The 25,726-nt window shown below is 66.6% G+C and carries 9 protein-coding genes; 3 read left to right on the forward strand and 6 right to left on the reverse strand.

Going from position 1 to position 25,726, the window contains the following annotated elements; all coding sequences use genetic code 11:
• Nucleotides 1-330: 330 nt before the first annotated feature.
• The 3 genes from DMO17_RS13970 to fhuB are packed head-to-tail and all read left to right on the forward strand — an operon-like array spanning nucleotide 331 to nucleotide 3,967.
• Nucleotides 331-1,098 carry an ATP-binding cassette domain-containing protein gene (locus tag DMO17_RS13970; protein WP_110683102.1) on the forward strand — a complete coding sequence of 256 codons (768 nt, stop codon included), beginning with the start codon at nucleotides 331-333 and terminating at the stop codon, nucleotides 1,096-1,098.
• A complete protein-coding gene (locus DMO17_RS13975) occupies nucleotides 1,098-1,955 on the forward strand; it encodes an ABC transporter substrate-binding protein (RefSeq protein WP_110683103.1) in 858 nt (285 codons plus the stop codon). The genes DMO17_RS13970 and DMO17_RS13975 overlap by 1 nt, the downstream gene beginning before the upstream one ends.
• Entirely contained in the window at nucleotides 1,952-3,967 is a 2,016-nt protein-coding gene (gene fhuB / locus DMO17_RS13980) for a Fe(3+)-hydroxamate ABC transporter permease FhuB (RefSeq protein WP_110683104.1), read from the forward strand. The genes DMO17_RS13975 and fhuB overlap by 4 nt, the downstream gene beginning before the upstream one ends.
• Before the next feature lie 109 nt (nucleotides 3,968-4,076).
• Here the strand turns inward: fhuB and fhuF are convergent, their stop codons facing one another.
• From fhuF to DMO17_RS14010, 6 genes are all read right to left on the reverse strand, one after another.
• Nucleotides 4,077-4,826, reverse strand: a complete 750-nt coding sequence (gene fhuF / locus DMO17_RS13985) for a siderophore-iron reductase FhuF (RefSeq protein ID WP_110683105.1) — start codon at nucleotides 4,824-4,826, stop codon at nucleotides 4,077-4,079.
• A 16-nt stretch (nucleotides 4,827-4,842) separates the two neighbouring features.
• Nucleotides 4,843-6,138, reverse strand: coding sequence for a lysine N(6)-hydroxylase/L-ornithine N(5)-oxygenase family protein (locus DMO17_RS13990; protein ID WP_110683106.1), 1,296 nt, complete (start codon nucleotides 6,136-6,138; stop codon nucleotides 4,843-4,845).
• Nucleotides 6,139-6,254: 116 nt separating this feature from the next.
• Nucleotides 6,255-7,253: a GNAT family N-acetyltransferase gene (locus DMO17_RS13995; RefSeq protein ID WP_110683107.1), complete on the reverse strand. Its 999-nt coding sequence runs from the start codon at nucleotides 7,251-7,253 to the stop codon at nucleotides 6,255-6,257.
• Entirely contained in the window at nucleotides 7,243-9,426 is a 2,184-nt protein-coding gene (locus DMO17_RS14000; RefSeq protein ID WP_110683108.1) for a TonB-dependent siderophore receptor, read from the reverse strand. Before DMO17_RS14000 ends, DMO17_RS13995 begins: the two co-directional genes overlap by 11 nt.
• 113 nt (nucleotides 9,427-9,539) lie before the next feature.
• Nucleotides 9,540-14,924, reverse strand: coding sequence for a non-ribosomal peptide synthetase (locus DMO17_RS14005; RefSeq protein ID WP_220034078.1), 5,385 nt, complete (start codon nucleotides 14,922-14,924; stop codon nucleotides 9,540-9,542).
• Entirely contained in the window at nucleotides 14,921-25,708 is a 10,788-nt protein-coding gene (locus tag DMO17_RS14010) for a non-ribosomal peptide synthetase (RefSeq protein WP_110683109.1), read from the reverse strand. The genes DMO17_RS14005 and DMO17_RS14010 overlap by 4 nt, the downstream gene beginning before the upstream one ends.
• Between the last annotated feature and the right edge of the window lie 18 nt (nucleotides 25,709-25,726).

The raw sequence follows: 25,726 nt of genomic DNA on the forward strand, positions 1-25,726 counted from the left end.
GCTCGCGGATAAGATCCAGGCGGCGATTTAGGGTCGTGTGGTGACGGAAGCTCTCAGGCGCGAACAAGGCCCACAAAAGTATGGTCGGCAGCAATGCCAGTAACAGAACGAACTGCCTGATGGTGACCGACTGACGTTGATCCTGCTGCAAAACACAAGCACGGGATATTGCGCTGTCCCCCTATGCTCGCACTCGGCGTCACTGGCTCCGGGTGAGAGCTACCTCCCCCCACATTCTCGGCATCGGGGATGAAGGCTAATCAATCCTGTTTGCAGTAAATTATCATTTTATATAAAGTCGCCGGCCTGCTCGGATGCCAAGGATTGTTTATGTTCCGACTCGATGCAGTCAGCTTCAGCCTGGCGGAGCGCACTCTTCTGCAACCGTTGTCGCTCGACATCCCCCAGGGCCAGATGGTCGGTCTGATCGGCCACAACGGTTCCGGAAAATCCACCCTGTTGAAGATGCTGGCGCGCCAGCAGCCGGCCACTGCCGGCCGCGTGCTGCTGGACGACAAGCCGCTGGATGAATGGAAGGACCGTGACTTCGCCCGCCAGGTTGCCTACCTGCCGCAGCAGCTGCCGGCTGCCGAAAGCCTGACGGTGCGCGAGTTGGTCGGCTTCGGTCGCTACCCCTGGCATGGCCTGCTCGGCCGCTTCGGCTCCGAAGACCACGCCAAGGTGCGTGAGGCCATGGAACTCACCGACACCGCGCGCTTCGCCGAGCGCATGGTCGACAGCCTGTCCGGCGGTGAACGCCAGCGTGTGTGGCTAGCCATGCTGCTGGCGCAGAACAGCCGCTACCTGCTGCTGGACGAGCCGACCTCGGCGCTGGACATCGCCCATCAGGTCGACGTGCTGGGCCTGGTGCACAGACTCAGCCAGCAGCTCGGCCTGAGCGTCATCGTGGTGCTGCACGACATCAATATGGCCGCGCGCTACTGCGACCGTCTGATCGCCTTGCACAGCGGTCGCCTGCTGCTGGATGGCAGCCCGGCCGAACTGATGACCGACAGCAATCTGGAGGCCATCTACGGCCTGCCCATGCAGGTGCTCAGCCATCCGCAGGGCCAGCAACCCATCGCCGTGGTGGTCTGATGCGCTGGCTGCTCTGTGTGCTCGCCCTGCTGGCGGGCCTGGCCCAGGCCGATGCCCATCAGCCGCGCATCGCGGTGATCGACTGGGGCCTGACCGAAACCCTGCTGGGCCTGGGGGTGACGCCCATCGCCGTGGCCCAGACCGAAGGCTATCGACGCTGGGTGCAGGCGCCCGAGCTGCCGACTTCGGTGGCCGATCTGGGCCTGCGGGTAGAGCCGAACCTGGAGCTGCTCAGCCAGCTCAAGCCCGACATGATCCTGATCACCCCGCAGTTCGCCGCCAGCCGGCCGCAGCTGGAGCGCATCGCGCCGGTGCATATGCTGGCCATCTATACGCCGGAAGCTGAGGCCTACGTCGGCGCCCAGCGGGTGACCCGCGAGCTGGCCGAGTTGCTCGGCCGTGAGGCGCAGGGTGAGGCGATGATCGCGCGCATCGACGCCACTATGGCGCGGGTCAAGGAGCACCTGGCCTCGCGGGCATTGCCGCCTTTCTATGTGCTGACCTTCCTCGACGAACGTCATGTGCGCCTGTTCGGCAAGCAGAGCATCTACCAGGGCGTGCTGGATCGCGTCGGCCTGCGCAACGCCTGGAGCGGCCCGACCAACTACTGGGGCTTCAGCCAGCAGGGCATCGAGCGCCTGGCCGAAGAACCCGGCGCCGCCCTGCTCTACCTGGAGCCAATGCCGCCCGGCACCGCCGAGGGCCTGGCAGCCAACGCCCTGTGGCAGCAGTTGCCGGCCGTGCGCGAGCAGCGCCTGTATGGCCTGCCGCCGGTATGGAGTTTCAACGGCCTGATGGCCGCCGAGCGTTTTGCCAACCTGCTGGAGGCGCGCCTGGCGCCGGAGATCGCGCCATGACCGACCTGCTGGCCCAGGGGCCGCTGCCTACCCGTGCGCGCTTCGGCTTCTCCCGCCACCCTGGCTGGCTGTGTGGCTTGCTGTTGCTGCTGTCCCTCGGCCTGGCGCTGAGCGATCTCGGCCGACGCCTGCCCCTTGGCGAGTGGCTGGCGGCCATGGCTCGTCCTGCCGAGGGCGATATGGCGCAGCTGATCCTGCATTTCAGCTGGCTGCCGCGCCTGTGCATGGCCCTGCTCTGCGGCGCCGTGCTGGCCCTGGCCGGGACCCTGATGCAGCAGGTGTTGCGTAACCCGCTGGCCTCGCCGACCACTCTGGGCGTATCCAGCGGCGCCCAGCTCGGCCTGCTAGTCGCCACGCTGTGGGCGCCCTGGGCGCTGGACTACGGCCGCGAATGGGTGGCCCTTGCTGGTGGCGGTCTGGCGTCCCTGCTGGTGTTCGCCCTGGCCTGGCGCCGTGCCCTGGCACCGCTGACGCTGATCCTCGCCGGCCTGGTGGTGACCCTCTACCTGAGCGCACTGAACGTGACCCTGATGCTGGTCCAGCAGCAGGATCTCAATGCCGTATTTATCTGGGGCTCCGGTTCGCTCAGTCAGAACAGCTGGGGCGGCGTGCAGTTCCTGTTGCCACGCCTGGCCGTCGGCCTGCTGCTCCTGCTGCCGCTGCTGCGCCCGCTGGCCCTGCTGGAACTGGACGACAGTGGGGTGAAGAGCCTGGGCGTGCCGCTGCGTTTCCTGCGCATCGTCAGCCTGACCCTGTCCGTGTACTTGGCCGCCTGCGTGGTCAGCGTGGTCGGTGTGATCGGCTTCATTGGCCTGGCCGCGCCGGCCCTGGTGCGCCTACTCGGCGCGCGCAGCTTTGCCCAGCGCCTGGTCTGGGCGCCACTGCTCGGTGGCCTGCTGCTGTGCGTCACCGACCTGGGTATCCAGCGCCTGGCAGGCAACCTGGCCGAGCTGGTGCCGACAGGCGCTGCCACGGCTCTTCTCGGCGCGCCGCTGCTGCTCTGGCTGCTGCCGCGCCTGCACCTGGCCGGCGGCCAGCCACAGAGCAATGCCGAGCACAGCTTCGCTCGCCATCCTTTCCCGGCCCGGCGCCTGCTGCCACTGCTGCTGGCATTGGCCGTCGGCATCGTCCTGGCGCTGGGCCTGGGGCGCGGGCTGGAGGGCTGGAGCTGGAGCCTCGGCGATGCCGCGCTGCTCGACTGGCGCTGGCCGCGGGTGATGGCCGCCGCCGCTGCCGGCTGCATGCTGGCGCTGGCCGGCTGCATGATCCAGCGCCTGACCGGCAACCCCATGTCCAGCCCCGAGGTGCTCGGCATCAGTGCCGGCGCCGCGTTGGGGCTGATCGCCCTGCTGTTCCTGCTGCCCTACTCCGGCCCGCTGGCGCAGCTGGCGCTGGGTGGGCTGGGTGCCGGCCTGACCCTGCTCCTGCTGCTGGGCCTGTCGCGTCGCTCCGGCTTCGCCCCGGAGAAGGTGCTGCTGATCGGCATCAGCATCACCGCGCTGTTCGATGCCCTGCAGGTGATCCTGCTGGCCGGCGGCGACCCGCGCGGGCAGAACCTGCTCAGCTGGATGTCCGGCTCCACCTATTTCGTCGGTCCGCAGATGGCGCTCTGGGTGCTGGTCTGCAGCCTGGTCCTGCTGGCCGCTGCCCTGCCCTTCGGCCGCTGGCTGGAACTGCTGCCGCTGGGCGAAGGTACGCCACGCGCGCTGGGTGTGCCGCTGGGGCGCGGACGTCTGGTGCTGCTTCTGCTGGCGGCACTGCTGACCGCCGGCGCCACGCTGATCGTCGGGCCGCTGAGCTTCATCGGCCTGCTGGCACCGCACCTGGCCCGCCTGCTTGGCCTGGCCCGCGCCGTACCGCAATTGCTCGGTGCAGCGCTGCTCGGTGCGCTGGTGATGGTGGCGGCGGACTGGCTGGGGCGCACCCTGCTGTTCCCCGCGCAGTTGCCGGCTGGCTTGCTGGCCTCCCTGCTGGGTGGCGCCTACTTCATGCTGTGCCTGTATCGGCGCTGAGGACACCGGGCGCTATCGCGCCCGATATCTGTAGCCCGGATGCAATCCGGGAACCGAGCCGCCTGCATCCCGGATTGTATCCGGGCTACGTTTTAACTCGCGTACCCGATCAATCCAGTACGGCCACACCTTCCGCCGGCGGCTCTTCCAGCAGCGGACAGTTGTCGCACATCGCCATGCCCAGCTCGTTACGGATGCAGCACAGCTTGCGCTGGCGCCAGGGTGCGCAGCCTTCGCCCTGCGGCACATAGCTGACCGGCTCGAACAGCGGGTTGCGGCTGCCATCCGGGCGCAGCTTGCTTTCCAGTATCTCGAAACCCTGGGCCAGCATCGGTTTGGGGAACGGCAGGCCGCCGAGCGTCGACATGAACCACTCGAAGTAGTTGCCGGCGTTGCTCCACAGCACCCGCGCAGCAATCTTGCGATGGGCGCGCAGGCCGTCGATGAAGGGCAGCAGATTGTCGTCCAGCAGGCCGGAAAAGCGCTCGAAACCGTTGGCTGGCGCCGCAGCCCAGCGCTCACCGGCATGCGGCAGCTTGAAGGCCTCGGGCAGGCCGTCGGCACCGACCACCACCTGGATCTCGTCGAACGCCAGTGGCAGTCGCCAGTTGAGGATCAGGCCGGCGGCCAGCACTGGCGGGATCAGGCGCAGGAAATAGTACTTCGACCACAGCGACAGCAGCGCGCGGCGGTCGCCCTCGGCATGCTCCGGAGCGAAGCGCAGCATCTGCTCTTCCAGACGCAGGGAGCTGACGAACTCACGCCCGGACAGTGCCGGGCGTGGGTCATCCGCAAGGGTCAATACATCGCGGTAATGGGCAAAGGGCCCTTGGAACAGCGGGGCAATGGCCGGGATCATCGGCCCCCCGCCTGGGTCAGGCACATGCGCTGGTAACTCCCTGTGTGTGGCGCTGGCGGCGATTATCCAGCAAAGCGTCGACCACTTCCTGCGAACGTATCGCCAGTACCGACAGCAGGGTATCGCTCAGGCCGTGGCTGGACTCGCAGCAGCCCTGCAGGTAGATACCGGCGCTCATCTGCGGCGGGCAGCACAGGCGGTAGTCGCGCCCGACGCCTTCGCCGAGATGCGCCTGCAGCCCGGCCAGCAGGCGCTTGTAGCCGTCTCGGCGATAACCGGTGGCCATGACCACTGCGTCGAACAGGCGATCTTCTCGGCCCTCCGGGCCCTGCAGGGTCAGGCGAACGCCCTCGGCGCCCGCCTCGACTGCCTCGATGCTGCGCTGGGTCAGCAGGCTGTGCGGCGCATGGCCGGTGACCTTCTGCTGGTACAGGCGATGGTAGATGCTCTCGATCAGATCCAGGTTGACCACCGAGTAGTTGGTCTGGGCGTTGGCCTGGATGAAGGCCTCGCGCTCTTCCGGCGCCTGGCCGTAGACCACGTCGGTATACGCCGGATCGAAGATCTCGTTGACGAAGGGGCTGTCATCGGCCGGACGCATGGCCTGACTGCGCATGACCATGGACACTTCGGCATTGGGATAACGCCCGCACAGGTCGCTGAAGATCTCCGCCGCGCTCTGCCCGGAACCGATCACGGCGATGCGGCGCGGCTCGGCGATGCCCTGGATCCGCTCCAGATACTGGGCCGAATGGATGACACGGCCATCCTCGCGCAGTGTACGGAACAGCTCCGGCACCGCCGGTTCGCCGCCGATGCTGACCACAAGGTTACGGGTGATGCGCGCACGGGTGCGGCCATCGGCCAGGCGTGAGATCACCTTGACCCGGCTTACTTCGCCGCCGTCCAGCACCGGCTCGACGCCTATGACTTCCTCGCCGTAGTGCACCCGTTCGGCGAAGTGGCTGGCAGCCCAGCTCAGGTAGTCGTTGTACTCCAGGCGCGACGGCGTAAAGGTGCTGATGTTGATGAAGGCCTCCAGACGGCGCTTCTGGTGCAGGTAATTGACGAAGGTGTAGCGGCTGGAGGGGTTGCGCAGCGTGGCCAGGTCCTTGAGGAAGGAAATCTGCATGCGGCTGTCGTCCAGCAGCATGCCGCCGTGCCATTCGAAGGCCGGCTTCTTCTCCAGGAAGCAGTAGCGCAGGCCGTGTTCACGCACCCGGCGGTCTTCTTCCAGGGCCACGGCAATGGCCAGGTTGGCAGGGCCGAAGCCCAGCCCGATCACATCGTATTCCAGTGTTTCTATGCTCATGTCAGGCCCCGATCCTCTGCGGATGGTTCATGTGAAGGCCAAGTCAGCCCAGGAGGCGCTCGCCTCGCCCAACCTCATCAGTACACGGCCGCGCTCGGGCGCGGCTCATCTTGTAGTCATGCCAAGCGGCAGCGTTCGAAGAACACCTCGCGGGACTGCACCATGAGTGCCGCGCGCTTGTGCGGGAAATCGAATTCCTTGGCCTTGTGGTACCCCTGTGCCTGCATGTGACCGATCATCCGGGCGTTGTCCGCGCGAGGTTCGGCAACCACGCGCTGGGTACGCGGATCGTCGAGGAACAGATAGTGGGTCAGCGCACTCAGCCAGCTGGCCACCTTGTGCGGGCCCCTATGGCTCTCCTCGCCCACCAGCATATGGATGCCGCGGTCGTAGTCGTCCACATCGAAGAAGGGCGCGATACGGTCTTCCTTGGCCCAATAGGCCTCGTAGTAGGCGAAGGGCTGGTCGTCGAAGCAGCCGATCAGCGTCAGCACGCGTGGGTCAACGGCCAGTTCCTCCAGGTAGCGGCGATGCTTGGTGAGATCGCCCTCTTCCTGCCAGAACGCCGCCACGCGAGCAGTGTTCTGCCAGCGATTGAAGCGCTCCAGGTCCTCGTCGATGTCCAGGGTGCGCAGGGATATCCAGGCGCCCAGCGTGGCATCGAAACGCCGATAGACCTCGCCCGCCGGCTTGGGGGCGCGGCGTGGGTGACGGCGGCCCGTCGGGTGCATGACCATCTGCTGCGGGTAGCCGGCACTGCCGGCAGTGCGCAGGAAGGGCCTCGGCAGCTGCCAGAACGACCCACGTTCGATACGCAGATCGGCCCCCTCACCCACCAGCAGACCACTGGCCAGCAGGGCCGGGTCGACCGAGTCCAGCTGCAGGCACACGGCCTGCAGCTGGGTGTCGTTGGCTAAGCACCAGTAGGCCAGTGCCCACAGGGCTTCGGCCTGCTCTTCGACTGCCAGCTCCAGCGGCACCATCAGCCTGCCCTGGCGGCGCGCGCGCAGCAGCGCACGCTCGTCCAGATGCAGGGCCAGGCTGGCACCGTCGTCGCGGCCGACCAGCCGCCGCCCATCGGGCAGCGGAAGGTGAGCCAGACGATCAGAACTCATAGCTGACACTGGCGATGACGTTGCGACGGTTGCCGTACCAGCAGTAGTAGTCACACGCGGTGACGTACTCTTTGTCGGTCAGGTTGCTGGCGGTGAGCTGCAGGCGTACATCCTGGATGCGGTAGCCAACCATGGCGTCCAGCAGAGTGTAAGACGGCACTTCCAGGGTCTCGGTGTTGTCGCCATAGCTGGAGCTGGTATGGCGTACGCCGGCACCGAATTCCAGACCGTCGAGTGCGCCACCGATGAACTGGTACTTGCCCCACAGCGAGGCCATCTCGTCGGCGACGTTGGCTGGCTTCTTGCCTTCTTCCACTTCGATTGTGCTTTGGGTGGTTTCCGGGTCGAGCTTGGTGTAGCTGGCCACCAAACTGATGTTCTCGGTAACGTTGGCCTGTGCTTCAAGTTCGATACCGCGGCTTTGCACTTCGCCCAATTGAGTCGGAACTACTCCACGATTCTTGGTGACATTTTCTTGGGTCAGCTCGAATACCGCTGCGGTGAACATGGCATCCAAGCCTTCAGGCTGATACTTGATACCGATTTCTTTTTGGTCACCTTCTTGTGGCTCGAAAGGCTTCCCAGTAACACGATTCAGGTCAGTGACCGGCAGGAAGAACTCGGAGTAGCTGATATAGGGGGTCAGGCCATTATCCATGACATAGGCGACACCACCACTCCAGGTGAAGTTGTCATCACGGACGTTATGGCTGACGCCTGTAGTCTTGTTATCGAAGTCAGTGCGTGAGTTATCGTAGCGGCCGCCGAGCAAGAACACCCAGTTGTCGTACTTGAACTGCTCTTGAACATAGATGCCGTTCTGGTCGGCACGAGTATCCTTGTCTTCTAGAGCAAAGTTGCCAATTGGCTGCTCATAGCCGACGGGAATCATCCCCATGAAGGTACCCTTGCTGTGGGGGTTGAAGATGTCCAGAAGAGGGATGGTTGGAGCAGTCGGGTAGCCGTTGGGGCTACGATCATTGATCTTGAGCTGCTGATAGTCGTAGCCCAACAGCAGGGTGTTCTCCCAGCGATCGCCAAACCAGTTGCCAAGTAGACGATTGTCCACCGACAAGTTACTGGCGTTGCCGTCGTTGTAAGTCAGGCCGCGTGCGATGAGGCTATCGGTGACGTTGAAGAAATAGAACAGCTGGCGCAGCTCGAGATCCATATGCCCGTAGCGCAGGTTCTGCTGGAAGTCCCAGTTGTCGTTGATCCGGTGGTTCAGCTCGTAACCCAAGGTGTACTGGTCACGCTCGAAGGTTTCATAGCTAGGATCACCGACGGCGGTGTCGGTGTCGATTTTGCCATTGGGATTAGAGCTGATGGTGCCGCTGGGCGGCAGGAACTGCAGTTGGGGATCGGAGCGATCCTTCTGCACGCTGGCCAGCAGGGTCAGCGAGGTATCGTCGTTGAAGTTGAGGGTCATCGAGGGTGCCAGCAGGATGCGCGCGGCATCCACATCATCGACCTGGGTACCGGTGTCGCGACTCAGTGCCACCATGCGGTAAAGCACATCGCCCTCTTCGTCCAGCTTGCCACCAACGTCCAGGTTGACCTGCTTGCGGTTGTAGCTGCCGTACTGCACGCCAACTTCGTTGCGCGCATCGGCATTCGGGCGCTTGCTCTGCAGGTTGATCAGGCCGCCGGGCGGGGTCTGGCCATAGAGCACCGAGGCCGCCCCCTTGAGCACTTCGATGCGCTCGAGCATGTAGGGGTCGATCTGCCAGCTGTAGAAGGCACTGGAGTAGATGCGCGAGCCGTCCATGAACAGGCCGTTGTTGGCCTGCTTGAAGCCACGAATGATGAACCAGTCCTGCTTGTTGTCCTCACCGTAGAAGCCGGCCTGTACGCCGCCCGAATAACGCAGCGCCTCGCTGATGGTCTGGACGTTGCGGTCCTTCATCTGCTCTTCGGTAACGACCGAGACCGAACGCGGGGTTTCGTTCAGGGGAGTGTTGATCTTGGTAGCGCTGCGGCTGTTCTTGGCCACATAACCCTGGTCCTCGCCGACCGGGCTGTCCAGTTCGCCACTGATGTTCAGCGTGTCGAGTTCCACGGCCTGCTGGACCGGTTCCTCAGCCTGGGCAACCAGGCTGAAAGCGCCCAGGGCGCAGGCCATGGCCAATGGCAGGCGGGCTTTTGCGAAGGGCACCTTCGACGACTGTTTCATCCACTACTCCCCAATGAAATTAAATTAGAAGGATTCGCATTTATATGAATCGCCTCTACTAGACGAAGCAGCCAAGGAAAAATTTACCTTCAGCTGACATTTCGTCTCTTTCTCTAGTTACCCAGTAGCTCCACCAGCTCGGCCAGCACCTGCGGATGGCGGACAATGCCCTGGTGATCGGTGTCCACCAGGCGATGGCTGGCCGCCCTGCCCTGCACCTGCTCCAGGGCACGCTCCAGCAGCGCCGCGCGCCCGACCGGCTGCGCCGCCCACCAGCAGTGCGGGCGTACCTTCACCTGCGGCAGGCGGTAGCCCGTGCACAGACGGCGCATATGCTGCTCCAGCGCCCAGGCGAACAGCAGTTCCTCCAGGCTCTGGCGGGTCATGCCGTCCAGCGCCTGGCCTGCGAACCAGGTATTGGCGACCTGCGGCCAGTCCAGCGGCTCCAGCGGCAACAGCCGTTCGAACAGGCCATCCCAGGCCGCGGCCGGCAGCTCCGGCGCCAACAGCTGCAGATGCTCGACCAGCTTGGCTCGGGCCTGAGGATGACGGGCGTCGTCGCCGGCGATCTCGGTGCCCGGCACATAGCAGTCGAGCAGGCCGAGGAACGCCACCTCCGCCCCCCGTGCTTCCAGACGTGCCGCCAGCTCCAGGGCCAGGCTGCCGCCCAGCGACCAACCGACCAGCCGGTATGGCCCCTGGGGCTGCTGCTGGAGCAGCGCGGCCAGGTAGGCATCGGCCATCTCGCCCAGCGAGGCATCACGCCAGCTCGGGTCGAGGAAGCTGCGGCACTGCAGGCCGAAGACTTCGCGCACGCTGTCCAGGCGCGCCGCCAGCGGCTGGTAGCCGGTAACCCGGCCGGTGACCGGGTGTGGGCAGAACAGCGGGGCTGCATCTGCCTGTTGGCGGGTCAGGCGCAGCAGCGGCGACGGACCCTGCACGGCCCGGCCGCGGGCCAGCTCCAGCAGGCCAAGCAGCTCCCGGCGATAGTCCGCAGCCAGGGATTCGATGGTCTCGCTGTGGTACTGATTGGCCGCATACTCCCAGGACAGCTGCAACTGGCCGTCGAACACCTGGCCATTGACCGCCAGGCGCGCGGCCAGCGGGTTGTCCGCCGCCACCGCCGTGCCACCGCCCGCGGCCGGGCGGAACCAGTCCGCCGCCGCGCCGGCCTGATACTGGCCGAGATAGTTAAAGATCACTTCGGCGCTCGGCAGCTCGGCAAGAGAAGCCTGTGCTTGCGCATCGCCTAACCAACGCAGCACGCCATAGCCCTGGCCACCATGCTCGACCTGCTGCAGATGCTGCTGCACACGCTGCAGTTGCAGCTGCGGATCATCCAGGTGCGGCAGCTGCAGCGGATACAGGCTGGTGAACCAGCCGACCGTACGCGACAGGTCCAGCTCGCCGGCCAGCGCCTCGCGCCCGTGGCCTTCGAGGTTGACCCGCAGCCCAGCCTGGCCACTCCAGCGGCACAGGGTGCGCGTCAGCGCGGCGAGCAACAACGCGTCGATACGCACGCCCAGCTGCGCCGGAGCCTGCAGCAGGCGCTTGGTCTCGCCAGCATCCAGGGCCAGGCGCACTTCGCGCTTGTCGCCATGGCTGGCGCTGATGCCGTCGAGTTCGCGTGGCAGTGCCAGCGCCGGGCCGCTCAGGCGGCTGCACCAGGCATCCAGCTCGACCTGCGCCGCCTCGCCGCGCGCCCACTGCTGCAGGGATTCGCTCCAGCCTTTGTAGGACAAGCTCTTGCCCGGCAGGCGCACGGTCTGCCCTGCTTCCAGCTGGCGATAGGCTGCCAACAGGTCTTCCAGCAGGATGCGCCAGGACACCCCGTCCACCACCAGGTGATGGACGGCGAGCAACAGGCGGTCCGCCTTGCCCGCCTGACGCAGGTACAGGCCGCGCAGCAGTGGCCCTCGGGCCAGGTCCAGGCTGCGCTGCGCCTCGTTGTACAGCGCTTCGGCCAGCGCGTCGTCAGCCGCTTCGCGCTGCCAGAGCAGCGGCTGATCGGCTTGTATCTCGCCGTAGTGCTGGGTCCAGCGACCGTCGCGCTGCTCGAAACGCAGGCGCAATCCATCGTGATGCGCCTGCAGCGCCTGCAGCGCCTGCTCCAGCAGGATCGGATCTAGCGGACGCAGCAGCTCCAGATTCAGCGCCTGGTTCCAGTGCGCTGGCTCCGCTTGATTCATGGCGAAGAAATGCGCCTGGATCGGCGCCAGCGGCAGTTCGCCGGTGACCGGCGCCTGCGCGATTTCCTCACCGGCAGCGCGGGTGGTCTGGGCCAGCTCGGCCAGGCGGGGGAACCGGAACAGCTCGCGCGGCGCCAGCTGCAGCCCCTGTTGGCGCACGCGGCTGACCACCTGCAGGGCGACGATGGAATCACCGCCCAGCTCGAAGAAGTGATCCTGACGCCCTACCCGTTCCACGCCCAATACCTCGGCCCAGATGGCGGCAAGGATGCGCTCTTTGTCGGTCTGCGGGGCCTCGTAGTCCTGGCTCTGCCAGGTCGGCTCCGGCAGCGCGGCGCGGTCCAGCTTGCCGGCTGGGGTCAGTGGCAGTTTGGCCAGGGCGATGATCTGCGCGGGGACCATATAGTCCGGCAGGATCTTGGCCAGCTCGCTGCGTAGAGCATTGGTATCAGTGTTGTCGCGGGCGACGACATAGCCCACCAGCTGTTTACCGGTCGGCGTCTCGCGGGCAATGACCGCCGCCTCCTGCACGCCGTCCAGGGCCAGCAGCTGGCTCTCGATCTCGCCCAGCTCGATGCGGAAGCCACGGATCTTCACCTGATGGTCGACGCGGCCCAGGTAATCCAGGGTGCCGTCCGCACGCCAGCGCACCAGGTCGCCAGTGCGGTACATACGCTCGCCGGCTGCACCAAACGGATCGGGCAGGAAGCGTTCGGCCGTCAGTTCGGGACGCTGGAAGTAACCGCGAGCCAGGCCGACTTCTCCACCGATATACAGCTCGCCGGCCACGCCGATGGGCAGCAGGTTGAGCTCGGCATCCAGCACATACAGGCTGCGCGGGCCGACCGGATTGCCGATGGGGGCATAGGCCGCCTCGAAACTGTCACCCGGATAGGCTTCCCAGATCAGTGGAGTGACCACCGTCTCGGTCGGGCCGTAGCCGTTGATGATGCGTTGCGGCTGCAGCACCTTCTGCAGGCGCTCGTAGGTTTCGCGGGTAAAGGCTTCGCCGCCCAGGGTCCAGGAGCGGACCGGCAGTTTCAGGCCTTGCGATTCGACCCAATCCAGTAGCTGCTGGGCATAGCTGGGCGGCAGGCAGGAGATGGTCACGCCTTCGTCGGCAATGACCTGGCAGGTCTTTTCCGCGCTCCACAGTTCCTGGTCGCGAATCACCAGGCGGCTGCCGAAGGCCAGCGGCACGGTCCAGCGCTCCAAGGCGCCGTCGAAGCTGATCGAGGCGAAGTGCAGCTCCACATCGTCCGGCGTCATGCCGTAGCGCTGGCCGATGGTCTGCACATGCATGCTCAGGCCGAGATGGTTCACCGCCACGCCTTTGGGCTGGCCGGTGGAGCCGGAGGTGTAGATCAGATAGGCCAGATTCAGCGGATGGAGCCGTACCGCAGGCGCTGACGAATCAAACGCAGACAGATCCAGCTGATCCAGATACAGCGGCTCGACACCCTCACCCAAAGGCAGGCGCTCGGCCAAGTCGGAGGAAGTGATCAGCCACTTCAGCCCCGAATCCTCGACCATGTAGTTGAGGCGCTCACGCGGATAGTCCGGATCGAGCGGCACAAAAGCACCACCGGATTTCAGCACCGCCAGCATCGCCACGATCATCGCATTGCCACGCTCCAGCGAAACACCGACACGCGACTCCGGCTGCACGCCGTGGGAAACCAGCAGATTGGCCAGTTGGTTGGAGCGAGACTCCAGCTCGGCAAAGGAAATTCGCTCGCTGCCATGCACCAGGGCGATGGCTTCGGGGCGCAGACGCGCCTGCTCGGCGATCAATTCAGGCAACAGGCGCGAAGCATCGAAGCTCTGCCGCGACATGTTCCACTCGGCCAGTTGTAACTGATCCTGACCATCCAGCACCTCCAGACGCACCAAAGGCTGATCCGGTGCGGCACTGACCTGCTCCAGCAGGCCCAGCAAGTGCGTGGTCATCTGCTGCATCTGCCCATCGTCCAGCCGCTCGCGGGCCCAGGTCAGGGTCAGGCGCAGCTGGCCGGCGCTGTCTTCCAGGCTGTCCAGCGCCAGGTCGAACAGTGCGTGCGGTACCCCCTGGGCCAGCGGTTCCAGGCGCAGGCCGGGTAGCTGCAAGGCGCCGAGGTCGCGCTTCTGGTGGTTGAACAGCACCTGGAACAGCGGCGTCTGGCCCAGGCTGCGCTCGGGCGCCAGGGCTTCCACCAGCTGGTCGAACGGCAGGTCCTGCTGGTCCTGGGCGTCCAACGCGTGACGGCGCACTTCGGCCAGCAGCTGACGGAAACTCAGGCCGACATCGAACTCGGCGCGCAGCACCTGGGTATTGACGAAGAAGCCCACCAGCGGCGCGGTCTCGGCACGCTGGCGGTTGGCTACCGGCACGCCGACGCGGATATCGCGCTGGTTGCTGTAGCGCGCCAAGAGCAGCTGGAAGGCGGCCAGCAACAGCATGAACAGGGTCGCGCCCTCGCCCTGGGCCAGTTGGCGCAGGCGCTCGGCCAGGGCTGGCGGCACCGCGACAGCCTGGCGCGCGGCATGGCGCTGGCTGGAGGCGTCCAGCTTGTAGGGCAAGGCCAGCACCGGCTGCTCGCTACCCAGACGCTCGCGCCAGTAGCCGAGCTGGCGTTCGCGTTCGCCGGCCTCCAGCCAGGCGCGCTGCCACTGGGCGTAATCGGCGTATTGGATCGGCAGCTCGGCCAGCTGCGGCGCCTGCCCCTGGCGCAGCGCGGCATATGCGCGGCCCAGCTCCTCAGCGAACACGCCGATCGACCAGCCGTCGGAGACGATGTGGTGACAGACGATCTGCAAGCGCCAGCGTTGCTCGTCCAGACGCAGCAGCTGCACGCGCAGCAGCGGCCCCTCGACCAGGTCGAAGGCGCGCGCCGCATGGGCATCGGCCAGGGCCTGCACGGCCTCGGTCTCGCCGCGCAGGTCGCGCTCCTCCAGGGCCAGCGGGCCTGGCGGGTCGATACGCTGGCATAGCTGGCCAGCGTGCTCGTAGAAACGCGTGCGCAGCGCCTCGTGGCGCTCGACAATCAGCTCCAGAGCCGCCAGCAGCGCGGCACGATCCAACTCACCCTCCAGGGCGAAGGCGCCAACCATGTGGTAGGCACTGCTGTCCGGCTCCAGCTGTGCCACCAGCCACAGGCGCTGCTGGGCATGCGAAGCTGGCAGATGTTCGCCACGCGGCGCCGGCACCAGCGGCAGACGGTCGAAGCGGATGCCCTTGCTGGCCAGCAGTTCGAGGAAACGCTTCTGTTCTGCTGGCCCTAAGGCGAGGAAACGCCGCGCCAGGGCGGCCTTGTCGATAGGCGCGGTCACAGGGCCTCCAGTTCGTCGAGCAGCGCGGCCATATCGCGCAGGTCTTGGTCTTCTTCCTCGGCAGCGGCCGGGGCCTGACCATCGAGGTTGGCGGCCAGGGCCGCCAGGTTCTCCGCCTCGAAGAAGGCGCGCAGCGGCAGTTCCAGCCCCAGACGCTGGCGCAGCAGGGCCACGGCCTGGGTAGCCAGCAGTGAATGCCCGCCGAGTTCGAAGAAGTTGTCGTCGAGGCCGACCTGGGCCACTTCCAGCACTTCCTGCCAGATAGCCGCCAGGGCGATCTCCCGTTCGCTCTGTGGCGCCCGGTAAACCCGCGCCTGCCAAACCGGCTCGGGCAGCGCACGGCGCTCCAGCTTGCCGTTGGGCGACAGCGGCATGCGCTCCAGGCGCATCAGGATCGAGGGCACCATGTGCTCGGGCAGCTCGCTCTTCAATGCCGCCTTGATGCCGGCCAGCCAGGCGGTCTCATCCACCGGCAGAGGATCGGCCACCAGATAGCCGACCAGCTGCTTGCCGATCTGGCTGTCGCGGGCCACCACCACGGCCTCGGCGACGCCCGGCTGGGCACCGAGCTGGGCTTCGATCTCGCCCAGTTCGACGCGGAAGCCGCGGATCTTCACCTGATGGTCGATGCGCCCCAGGTAGTCGATGGCGCCGTCGGCACGCCAGCGCACCAGGTCGCCGGTGCGGTACATGCGTCCGCCCTCGCTGCTGAACGGATCGGGCAGGAAGCGCTCGGCGGTCAGTTCCGGACGGCGGTGGTAGCCGCGCGCCAGGCCGATGCCGGCGATGTACAGCTCGCCGGGCACGCCCTGCGGCACCGGGTTGAGCTGGGCATCGAGGATATGCAGGCGCAGGTTGGCGATCGGCCGGCCGATTGGCACGGCGTGGCGCCCTTCCTCTACGCAGGTCCAGTGACTGACGTCGATGGCTGCCTCGGTCGGGCCGTACAGGTTGTACAGGCCAGCCTGAGGCAGGCGCTGGAAGGTCCGCACCTGCAGCTCCGCCGGCAGCGCCTCGCCGCTGCAGATGACGCGGGTCAGGCTCTGGCACTGCTCCACGTCCGGGTGCAGGAGGAAAGCCTGCAGCATGGAGGGCACGAAGTGCAGCGTACTGACCTTGTGGCGCTGGATAAGCTCCACCAGCTTCTGCGGGTCGCGGTGGTCGCCCGGCGCGGCAACGGCCAGGCAGGCGCCGGTGACCAGCGGCCAGAAGAACTCCCATACCGAGACGTCGAAGCTGAACGGGGTCTTCTGCAGCACCACGTCGCCAGCGCCCAGCTGATAGGCCTCCTGCATCCACAGAATGCGGTTGGCCAGGGCCTCGTGGCTGTTGCCGGCGCCCTTGGGCTTGCCGGTGGAGCCGGAGGTGTAGATGACGTAGGCCAGATCGTTGCCCTGCAAACTGACTGCCGGCGGCGTGAGCGGCTCGGCACTGCAGTCTTCGCGATCCAGGCCCAGGGCCTTGAGCCCGGCCGGCAGCGGCAGGCGCTCGACCAGCGCGCTGTGCGACAACAGTAGGTCGACGCCGGAATCCTCCAGTAGATAGGCCAGGCGTTCCAGCGGATATTCCGGGTCGAGCGGCACATAGGCGCCGCCGGCACGAACGATGGCATGCAGGCCGATCACCAGCTCCAGCGAGCGCTCCAGGCTGATACCGACCAGGCTGCCGCGCTGCACGCCGAGGCTGCGCAGGCGGTTGGCCAATTGGTTGATACGTGCCTCCAGCTCGGCGTAGCTCAGCGTTTGCTCGCCGAACACCAGGGCTGGCGCCTGCGGCGTGCGCGCGGCCTGCTGGCTGATGCGCTCGCTGAGGAAAACCTGCGGCCCGTAGTCCTTGGCCGTGTCGTTCCAGGTGGCGAGCTGCGCCTGCTCGTCTTCCTCGAGCAACGGCAGCAGGCCGATGGGCTGACTCGGGTCGGCGCAGATGCCTTCCAGCAGGCGTACGAAATGCCGTGCCAGGCGGGCGATGGTGCGCGCCTCGAACAGCTCGGCGGCGTAGCTGACGAAACCGCTGAGGCTGCCGTCGGCCGCCTCCTCGGTATCCAGCGCCAGGTCGAACTGCGCGCCGGCGGCGCCCGGGTCATGCGGTTGCACGCGCAGGCCCGGCAGGTTGCCGAGGGCGCTGAAGTCCACCTGCTGGTGGTTGAATGCCACCTGGAACAGCGGGTGATGGCTCAGGCTGCGCGTCGGTTGCAGGGCTTCCACCAACTGGTCGAAGGGCAATTCCTGGTTGGCCAGGGCATCACGGCTGGCCTGGGCCAGTTCGCCGAGCAGTTCGCGGAAAGGTTTCAGCCCGGCCGGCTCGCCGCGCAGCACCAGGGTGTTGATGAAACAACCGAGCACGCCGTCCATTTCCGCCAGGCTACGCCCGGCCACCGGTACGCCGACGCGGATATCTTCCTGGCCGCTGTAGCGGTGCAGCAAGGTCTGCCAGGCTGCCAGCAGCAGGCTGAACAGCGTGCTGCCTTCGCGCTGAGCCAGGGCACGCAGCTGTGCGGTGAGCAACGGCGACAGCTCGAAGCACCAACGCAGGCCCTGGCGCGCGCCCTGAGCCGGGCGCGGATGGTCGGTCGGCAGTTCCAGCAGCGGCTGGTGTTCACCCAGGCGCGCCTTCCAGTAATCCAGTTGGCGCGTGGCCTCGCTGGACTTCAGCCAGTCGCGCTGCCACTGGGCATAGTCCGCGTACTGCAGCGGCAGCAGCGCGAACTGCGCGGTACGGCCCTCGGCGAACGCCGCGTAGGCGGCGGCGAACTCGCCGATGAAACGCTGCATCGACCAGCCATCGGAGACGATATGGTGCTGGACCAGCAGCAGGCGGTACTCCTGATCGGCCAGGCGCAGCACGCTGACCCGCAGGAGCGGCTCGGAAGCCAGGTTGAACGGGCGCGTGAGCAGCTTCTGCGCATAATCGCGCGCCTCGATTTCACGCTCACTGGCCGGCAGTTCACGCAGGTCGAACCAGTCGATGCGCTGGCCCTGCGGCGCCAGGATGCGCTGGCGCGCCTCGCCACCCACCTCGACAAAGCGCGTACGCAGCGCCTCATGGCGCGCTTCCAGCTGGTCGAAAGCGGCCTGCAGCGCCTGGCGATCCAGGCGGCCCTGCAGGTCGAGGCCTGCAGGCATATGGTAGGCGCCGTTGCTCGGGTCCAGACGGTTGAGGAACCACAGGCGCTGCTGGGCATGCGACAGCGGCAGGTCGCCGCCTCGCGGCAGCGCGCGCAGCACCGGTGCATCGGCGGCTTCGCGTTGCAGGGAAGCCGCACAGTCGGCCAGGCGGCTCTGCTCGAACAGAGCCTTGAGCGGCAACTGCAGGCCCTGCTGGCGGATGCGGCTGACCACCTTGAGCGCGACGATGGAATCACCGCCCAGCTCGAAGAAGTGATCCTGCCGCCCTACCCGCTCCACACCCAGCACTTCGGCCCAGATGGTGGCGAGGATGCGCTCATTGTGGGTTTGCGGGGCCTCGTAGTCCTGGCTCTGCCAGGTCGGCTCCGGCAGCGCGGCGCGGTCCAGCTTGCCGGCCGGGGTCAGCGGCAGTTTGGTCAGGGCGATGATCTGCGCGGGGACCATATAGTCCGGCAGGACTTTGGCCAGCTCGCTGCGTAGAGCATTGGTATCAGTGTTGTCGCGGGCGACGACATAGCCCACCAGCTGCTTGCCGGTCGGCGTCTCACGAGCGATCACCGCCGCCTCCTGCACGCCATCGAGTGCCAACAGCTGGCTCTCGATCTCGCCCAGTTCGATACGGAAGCCACGGATCTTCACCTGGTGGTCGACGCGACCCAGGTAATCCAGGGTACCGTCCTCGCGCCAGCGCACCAGGTCGCCAGTGCGGTACATGCGCTCACCGGCGGCGCCGAACGGGTCGGGCAGGAAGCGCTCGGCGGTCAGTTCCGGACGCTGGAAGTAACCGCGAGCCAGACCCACTTCGCCACCGATATACAACTCGCCGGCCACGCCGATGGGTAGCAGGTTCAGCTCGGCATCCAGCACATACAGGCTGCGCGGGCCGACCGGATTGCCGATGGGGGCGTAGGCGGCTTCGAAACTGTCACCGGGATAGGCTTCCCAGATCAGCGGGGTCACCACGGTCTCGGTCGGACCGTAGCCGTTGATGATGCGTTTGGGTTCAAGGACGCGCTGCAGACGCTCGTAGGTTTCGCGGGTAAAGGCTTCCCCGCCCAGGGTCCATGAGCGCACCGGCAGTTTCAGGTTCTGGCTTTCCACCCAGTCCAGCAGCTGCTGGGCATAGCTGGGCGGCAGACAGGAGATGGTTACGCCTTCGTCGGCGATCACCTGGCAGGTCTTCTCCGCGCTCCACAGTTCCTGGTCACGGATCACCAGACGGCTGCCGAAGGCCAGCGGCACGGTCCAGCGCTCCAGGGCGCCATCGAAGCTGATCGAGGCGAAATGCAGCTCCACGTCGTCCGGGGTCATGCCATAGCGCTGGCCGATGGTCTGCACATGCATGCTCAGGCCGAGGTGGTTCACCGCCACACCCTTGGGCTGGCCGGTGGAGCCGGAGGTGTAGATCAGGTAGGCCAGATTCAGCGGATGCAGCTGTGCCGCAGGCGCTGACGAATCAAACGCAGACAGATCCAGCTGATCCAGATACAGCGGCTCGACGCCCTCGCCCAGCGGCAGGCGCTCGGCCAGATCGGAGCTGGTGATCAGCCACTGCAGGCCCGAGTCCTCGACCATGTAACCGAGGCGCTCGCGCGGATAGTCCGGATCGAGCGGCACAAAGGCTCCACCGGATTTCAGCACCGCCAGCATGGCGACGATCATCGCATTCCCACGCTCCAGCGACACGCCGACGCGGGACTCAGGCTGCACGCCGTGGGAAACCAGCAGATTGGCCAGGCGATTGGCGCGTGCCTCCAACTCGGCGAAAGATAGGCGCTCGTCGCCATGCACCAGGGCGATGGCCTCCGGGCGCAGGCGCGCCTGTTCGGCGATCAGCGCGGGCAGCAGGCGTGCGGAATCGAAGGCCTGGCGCGGAGTGTTCCACTCGGCCAGACGTGCCTGCTCATCGGCGGAACTCAGCTGCAGGCTGCCCAGCGTCCGCGCCGGATCGCCACACACCTGATCCAGGGCCTGGCGCAGCAGCGCCTCGACCTGGGCGATGCCGTCGGCGTCGAAATGCGCACGGTCGTAGGCCAGCAGCAGCTCCAGGCGGCTGCCCGGCAGCACGGCCAGGGTCATCGGGTAATGGGTGAACTCGTGGCTTTGTGGCATGCCCAAACGCAGCTCGCCACGCTCGGCCTGCTTGAGTGCCTCGCCCAGCGGATAGTTCTCGAACACCAGCAGGCTGTCGAACAGCGCCTCGCCGGCGCTGCCGACCCAGCGCTGGATATCGTGCAGCGGGCTGTGCTCGTGCTCGCGCAGCTGCAGATTCTGCACCTGCAGCGCGGCCAGCCAGTCGCCTAGCGGCTGCTCGGCCGGCAGTTGCACGGCGACGGGCAGGCTGTTGATAAACAGGCCAAGCATCTGCTCGCTGCCGGCCAGCTCGGTCGGGCGACCGGCCACGGTGGCGCCGAAGCACAGGCTGCGCTTGCCGGTCAGGCGCGCCAGCAGCAAGGCCCAGGCGGCTTGCACCAGGGTATTGAGGGTCAGGCCGTGACGTTGGGCGAAACCGCGAATCCGTTGTTCGGTGGCGCTATCGAGCGGCAGCGGATGACGGGCATGGCCCTGTTCCGGCGCACGGCACGGCAGGCAGCCGGCGATGCGGGTGGCGCCCTCCAGCGGTGCCAGCTGTTCACGCCAGAAGGCCTGCTCGGCAGCCGCATCCTGACCGTCGAGCCAGTGGATATAGTCACGGAACTGGCCGCCTGGCGCCGGCAGGCGGTCACCGTGATAGATGGCCAGCACCTCGGCGAACAGCAGGCCGTTGCTCCAGCCGTCCAGCAGCAGGTGGTGCAGGGTCCAGACCAGCACGAAGTCGCCGGCGCCACGCTGGATCAGAGCCAGACGCAGCAGCGGCGCCTGGTCGAGGGTAAAGCCGCGCTCACGCTCGGCGCTGCAGAAGGCCTGCAGCTGCGCCTCGAAATCGGCGACACCGCGCCAGTCGAGATCCTGCCAGTCCAGCTCGACCTCGGCCTGCACCAGTTGCAGCGGGCGCTCGCCCAGCAGGAAGCGGCTACGCAGCACGCCATGCCGCACCAGCACCTGGCGCCAGGCGCTTTGCAGGCGCAGCGGATCGAGGCCGGTGAACGGCAGCAGCAGCTGGCTGACGTAGCTGCCGGCACCTTCCAGCTGGCTGTGGAACAGCAGGCCCTGCTGCAGCGGCGACAGCGGGTGGATATCTTCCACGCCGGCCAGTGCATCCAGCTCGATCTGGCTCAGACCGGCCAGCGGCACGTCGCTGGGGGTCAGCAATGGTTGGGCCTTGGCGCAGTGCTGGGCGATGGCGCGCAGCTCATCCTGCAGGCGAGTGACCACCCCCTCCAGGGTGGTGCGCGCCAGCTGCGCCGGGTTGAAGTCGATGTACAGCTGCAGGGCACCGCCACGCTGCTCGGCGTTGATGACCAATGCTGCGTCCATGGGCGCATCGGCTTCGCGCCATAGACCGCCTTCGCGCAGGCGCAATCCGCCCTCGCCCTGGTCGAACTGGCCCAGGTAGTTGAACAGCAGTTGCGGCGCGCGCTCGGTCAATTGACCTTGTTGGGCCAGTAGACCAAAGCCCAGTCCCAAGTTGGGCACGGCGCGCAGCTGCTCCTTGATCGCCTTGAGGCTGGCGGCCAACTCGGCCTCCGGTTGCAGGCGCACGGGGTAGAGGCTGGTAAACCAGCCGACGCTGCGCGACAGGTCGATATCCTCGAACAGCGGCGCGCGGCCATGGCTCTCCAGGTGTACGGTCAGCACCGGCTGCTCGCTCCAGCTGCATAGCACGCGACTCAGAGCGGTCAGCAGCAACTCGTCGGCGCGCAGGCGATAGGCGCGTTGGCCGGCCTGCAGCAGCTCGCGGGTAAAGCCGGCGTCCAGGCTCAGCTCCAGACGCTGGCGAGTGCCTTCGCTACCCGCATCGCTGCTCAGCAGCGGCAGTTCGCCGCCAGCGGCCTGCTGGGCCTGCCAGTACGGCAGCTGTGCGTCCACATTCCAGCCGGCCAGGCGCTCGCCCCAGATCTTGAAGGGACTGGTCTTGCTCGGCAGCTGCACCGCCAGGCCGCTGGCCAGTTGCAGACAGGCGCGCTGCAGGTCTTCCAGCAGCACGCGCCAGGACACGCCATCGACCACCAGATGGTGGATGGACAGCAGCAGGCGGTCGGCCTGGTCTGGCTGGGTCAGGTACAGACCGCGCAGGTGTGAGCCGCTGGCTGGATCAATGCTGCGCTGAGCGGCGTCATAGTACGGTTGCGGATCTTCGCCAGCGGCCAGTTCGACCCGTTGCAGCAGAGGCCCCACCACTTCGGCTGCATGTACCTGCTGCCACTGACCATCGCGCTGCTCGAAGCGCAGACGCAGGGCATCATGGTGCCGAACCAGGGCTTGCAGCGCCTGCTCCAGCTGGGCAGCCGACAGCGGCTCGGCCAGCTCCAGCAGCAGGTACTGGTTGCACGGGGCCAGGCCCTCGCGCTGCAGTAGCCGGGACTGGATCGGCAGCAGCGGTGCAACGCCGGTCACCGGCCCCTGCTCGGCCAGCGGCGCGGCGACGCTGCGGGCAACGCCGGCCAGTTGGGTCAGGGTCTGCTGCTGGAACAGATCCTTGGGTGTCAGACCCAGGCCCTGCTGGCGGGCGCGACTGACGACCTGCAACGCGACGATGGAGTCGCCACCCAGCTCGAAAAAGTGGTCCTGCCGCCCTACCCGCTCCACTCCGAGGACCTCGGTCCAGATGGTGGCGAGGATGCGCTCATTGTCGGTTTGCGGGGCCTCGTAGTCCTGGCTCTGCCAGGTCGGCTCCGGCAGCGCGGCGCGGTCCAGCTTGCCGGCCGGGGTCAGTGGCAGTTTGGCCAGGGCGATGATCTGCGCGGGGACCATATAGTCCGGCAGCACCCTGGCCAGTTCGCTACGCAAAGCATTGGTGTCGAGATTGTCGCGAGCGACCACATAGCCCACCAACTGCTTGCCGGTCGGCGTCTCACGGGCGATCACCGCCGCCTCCTGCACTCCGTCCAGGGCCAGCAGCTGGCTCTCGATCTCGCCCAGTTCGATACGGAAGCCGCGAATCTTCACCTGATGATCGACGCGACCGAGGTAATCCAGGGTGCCATCCGCACGCCAGCGCACCAGATCGCCGGTGCGGTACATGCGCTCCCCTGCCTGGCCAAACGGATCGGGCAGGAAGCGTTCGGCGGTCAGCTCGGGACGCTGGAAGTAACCGCGAGCCAGGCCGACTTCTCCACCGATATACAGCTCCCCAGCCACGCCGATGGGCAGCAGGTTCAGCTCGGCATCCAGTACATACAGGCTGCGCGGGCCCACCGGATTGCCGATGGGCGCATAGGCGGCCTCGAAGCTATCGCCGGGGAAGGCTTCCCAGATCAGCGGGGTCACCACCGTCTCGGTCGGACCGTAGCCGTTGATGATGCGTTTGGGTTCAAGGACGCGCTGCAGACGCTCGTAGGTTTCGCGGGTAAAGGCTTCGCCACCAAGGGTCCAGGAGCGCACCGGTAGCTTGAGGTTCTGGCTTTCCACCCAATCCAGCAGCTGCTGGGCATAGCTCGGCGGCAGGCAGGAGATGGTCACGCCTTCGTCGGCGATCACCTGGCAGGTTTTTTCCGCGCCCCACAGTTCCTGGTCACGAATCACCAGACGACTGCCAAAAGCCAGCGGCACGGTCCAGCGCTCCAGGGCGCCGTCGAAGCTGATCGAGGCGAAATGCAGCTCCACGTCGTCCGGGGTCATGCCATAGCGCTGGCCGATGGTCTGCACATGCATGCTCAGGCCGAGATGATTCACCGCCACGCCTTTCGGCTGGCCGGTGGAGCCGGAGGTGTAGATCAGGTAGGCCAGATTCAGCGGATGCAGCGGCACCGCAGGAGTGGAAGCCGCGAAGGCGGATAGATCCAGCTGATCCAGATACAGCGGTTCAACCGCCGAAGACAGCGGCAGGCGCTCGGCCATATCGGACGAGGTGATCAGCCACTTCAGACCTGAGTCCTCGACCATATAGCTCAAACGTTCACGCGGGTAATCCGGATCGAGCGGCACAAAGGCGCCACCGGCCTTCAGCACCGCCAGCATGGCCACGATCATCGTGTTGCCGCGCTGCAGCGAGACGCCGACGCGCGACTCCGGACGCACGCCACGGGCGGCCAGCAACTGGGCCAGGCGATTGGCGCGGTCCTCCAGTTCGGAGAACGAAATACGCTCGGCACCATGCACCAGGGCGATGGCCTCGGGGCGCAGACGTGCCTGCTCGGCGATCAGTTCGGGCAGCAGGCGCGCGGCATCGAAGGCCTGGCGCGGTATGTTCCACTCGGCCAGCAGACGGCGTTCGCCGGTGCTGACCAGCTCCAGCTCGCCCAGCGCGGCCTGCGGCGAGGTAGCGAAGCCGTCGAGCACCTCAAGGAAGCCGCCGATCAGACGTTCGATGCTGCTCTCGGCGAACAGCTCGGCGGCGTAGGCGAAGTTGATCGACAGCTGGTCACCCTTGTCGCGCACCGCGTCCAGGGCCAGGTCGAAGGGAATCTGGCTGGACGGCACTTCGTCCAGCACGGTCTCGATGCCCGGCAGCCAGTTGGCCGCCAGCGGGTGCTGGCGCCGGTAGTTGAAGGCCACCTGGAACAGTGGCTGCTGGCCGAGGCTGCGGCTCGGCGCGAGCTCTTCCACAAGGCGCTCGAAGGGCATTTCCTGATGGGCCTGGGCCTCTTTCAGGCCAGCGCGGGTCTGCTCCAGCCAATCGGCCACCGACAGCTCGGGGCGCGGCTCGGCCTTGAGCACCAGGGTGTTGACGAAGAAACCGAGCAGGCGTTCGAAGCCCTTGGCACGGCCGGCCACTGGCACGCCGATACGCACATCGCGCTGGCCGGACAGGCGCGCCAGCTGCAGCTGCAGGGCCGCCAGCAGCACGGTGAACAGGGTCGCGCCATTAGCCTTGGCCAGCTCGCTGAGCCGTGCCACCAGGGCCGGCTCCACCTGCAGCTTGCGGTAGGCGGCACGGCGCGCGGCCTGGGCTTCGTGCGGGAAGTCCGGCGTCAGGCTCAGCGCCGGCTGCTCGCTGCCCAGGCGCTCGCGCCAGAAGGCCATTTGCCGGGCGCCCGCCTCGCTGTTCAGCCACTCGCGCTGGCCCACGGCATACTCGCTGTATTGCAGCGGCTGCGGGGGCATGAACGGCTGGCGGTTCTGCTGGCGGGCGCGGTAGAACTCGCCCACCTCCTCGACCATCACCCGCACCGACCAGGCGTCGGAGATGATGTGGTGCATGCCCACGGCCAACGCATGACTGTTGTCGCCCAGGCGATAGAGGGCGCAGCGCACCAGCGGACCGCGGGTCAGGTCGTAGTCGGTCTCGATGAAAGCGCGCGCCAACGCCTCGACGCACTCGCTGCTCTGCGACAGGTCGATGATCTCCAGCGGCATCGGGCCTGCCGGCAACACGGCCTGCTGGGCCAGGCCGTCCTGCTCGCGGAATACGGTGCGTAGCGCCGCATGGCGAGCGTAGACCTGATCCAGCCCATGACGCAGGCTGTCCAGCTCCAGCGCCCCCTCGAAACGCAGCAGCCCGCCGATGTTGTAGGCGCTGCTGCCGCTTTCCAGACGGCTGAAGAACCACAGCCGCTGCTGGGCGAAGGACAGCGGCGCCCATTCCAGAGCAATGTTCGACGGGACTTGCGCGTTCATCACAGCACCTCGCAAAGA

Source organism: Aquipseudomonas alcaligenes (assembly GCF_003205495.1).
GTDB lineage: Bacteria > Pseudomonadota > Gammaproteobacteria > Pseudomonadales > Pseudomonadaceae > Aquipseudomonas > Aquipseudomonas alcaligenes_B.

Coding starts and splice junctions, on each gene's coding strand:
- DMO17_RS13975 (WP_110683103.1), top strand. CDS start 1,098: ATGCGCTGGCTGCTCTGTGTGCTCGCCCTGCTGGCGGGCCTGGCCCAG.
- fhuB (WP_110683104.1), top strand. CDS start 1,952: ATGACCGACCTGCTGGCCCAGGGGCCGCTGCCTACCCGTGCGCGCTTC.
- DMO17_RS14000 (WP_110683108.1), bottom strand. CDS start 9,426: ATGAAACAGTCGTCGAAGGTGCCCTTCGCAAAAGCCCGCCTGCCATTG.
- DMO17_RS14010 (WP_110683109.1), bottom strand. CDS start 25,708: ATGAACGCGCAAGTCCCGTCGAACATTGCTCTGGAATGGGCGCCGCTG.
- DMO17_RS13995 (WP_110683107.1), bottom strand. CDS start 7,253: ATGAGTTCTGATCGTCTGGCTCACCTTCCGCTGCCCGATGGGCGGCGG.
- DMO17_RS13990 (WP_110683106.1), bottom strand. CDS start 6,138: ATGAGCATAGAAACACTGGAATACGATGTGATCGGGCTGGGCTTCGGC.
- fhuF (WP_110683105.1), bottom strand. CDS start 4,826: ATGATCCCGGCCATTGCCCCGCTGTTCCAAGGGCCCTTTGCCCATTAC.
- DMO17_RS13970 (WP_110683102.1), top strand. CDS start 331: ATGTTCCGACTCGATGCAGTCAGCTTCAGCCTGGCGGAGCGCACTCTT.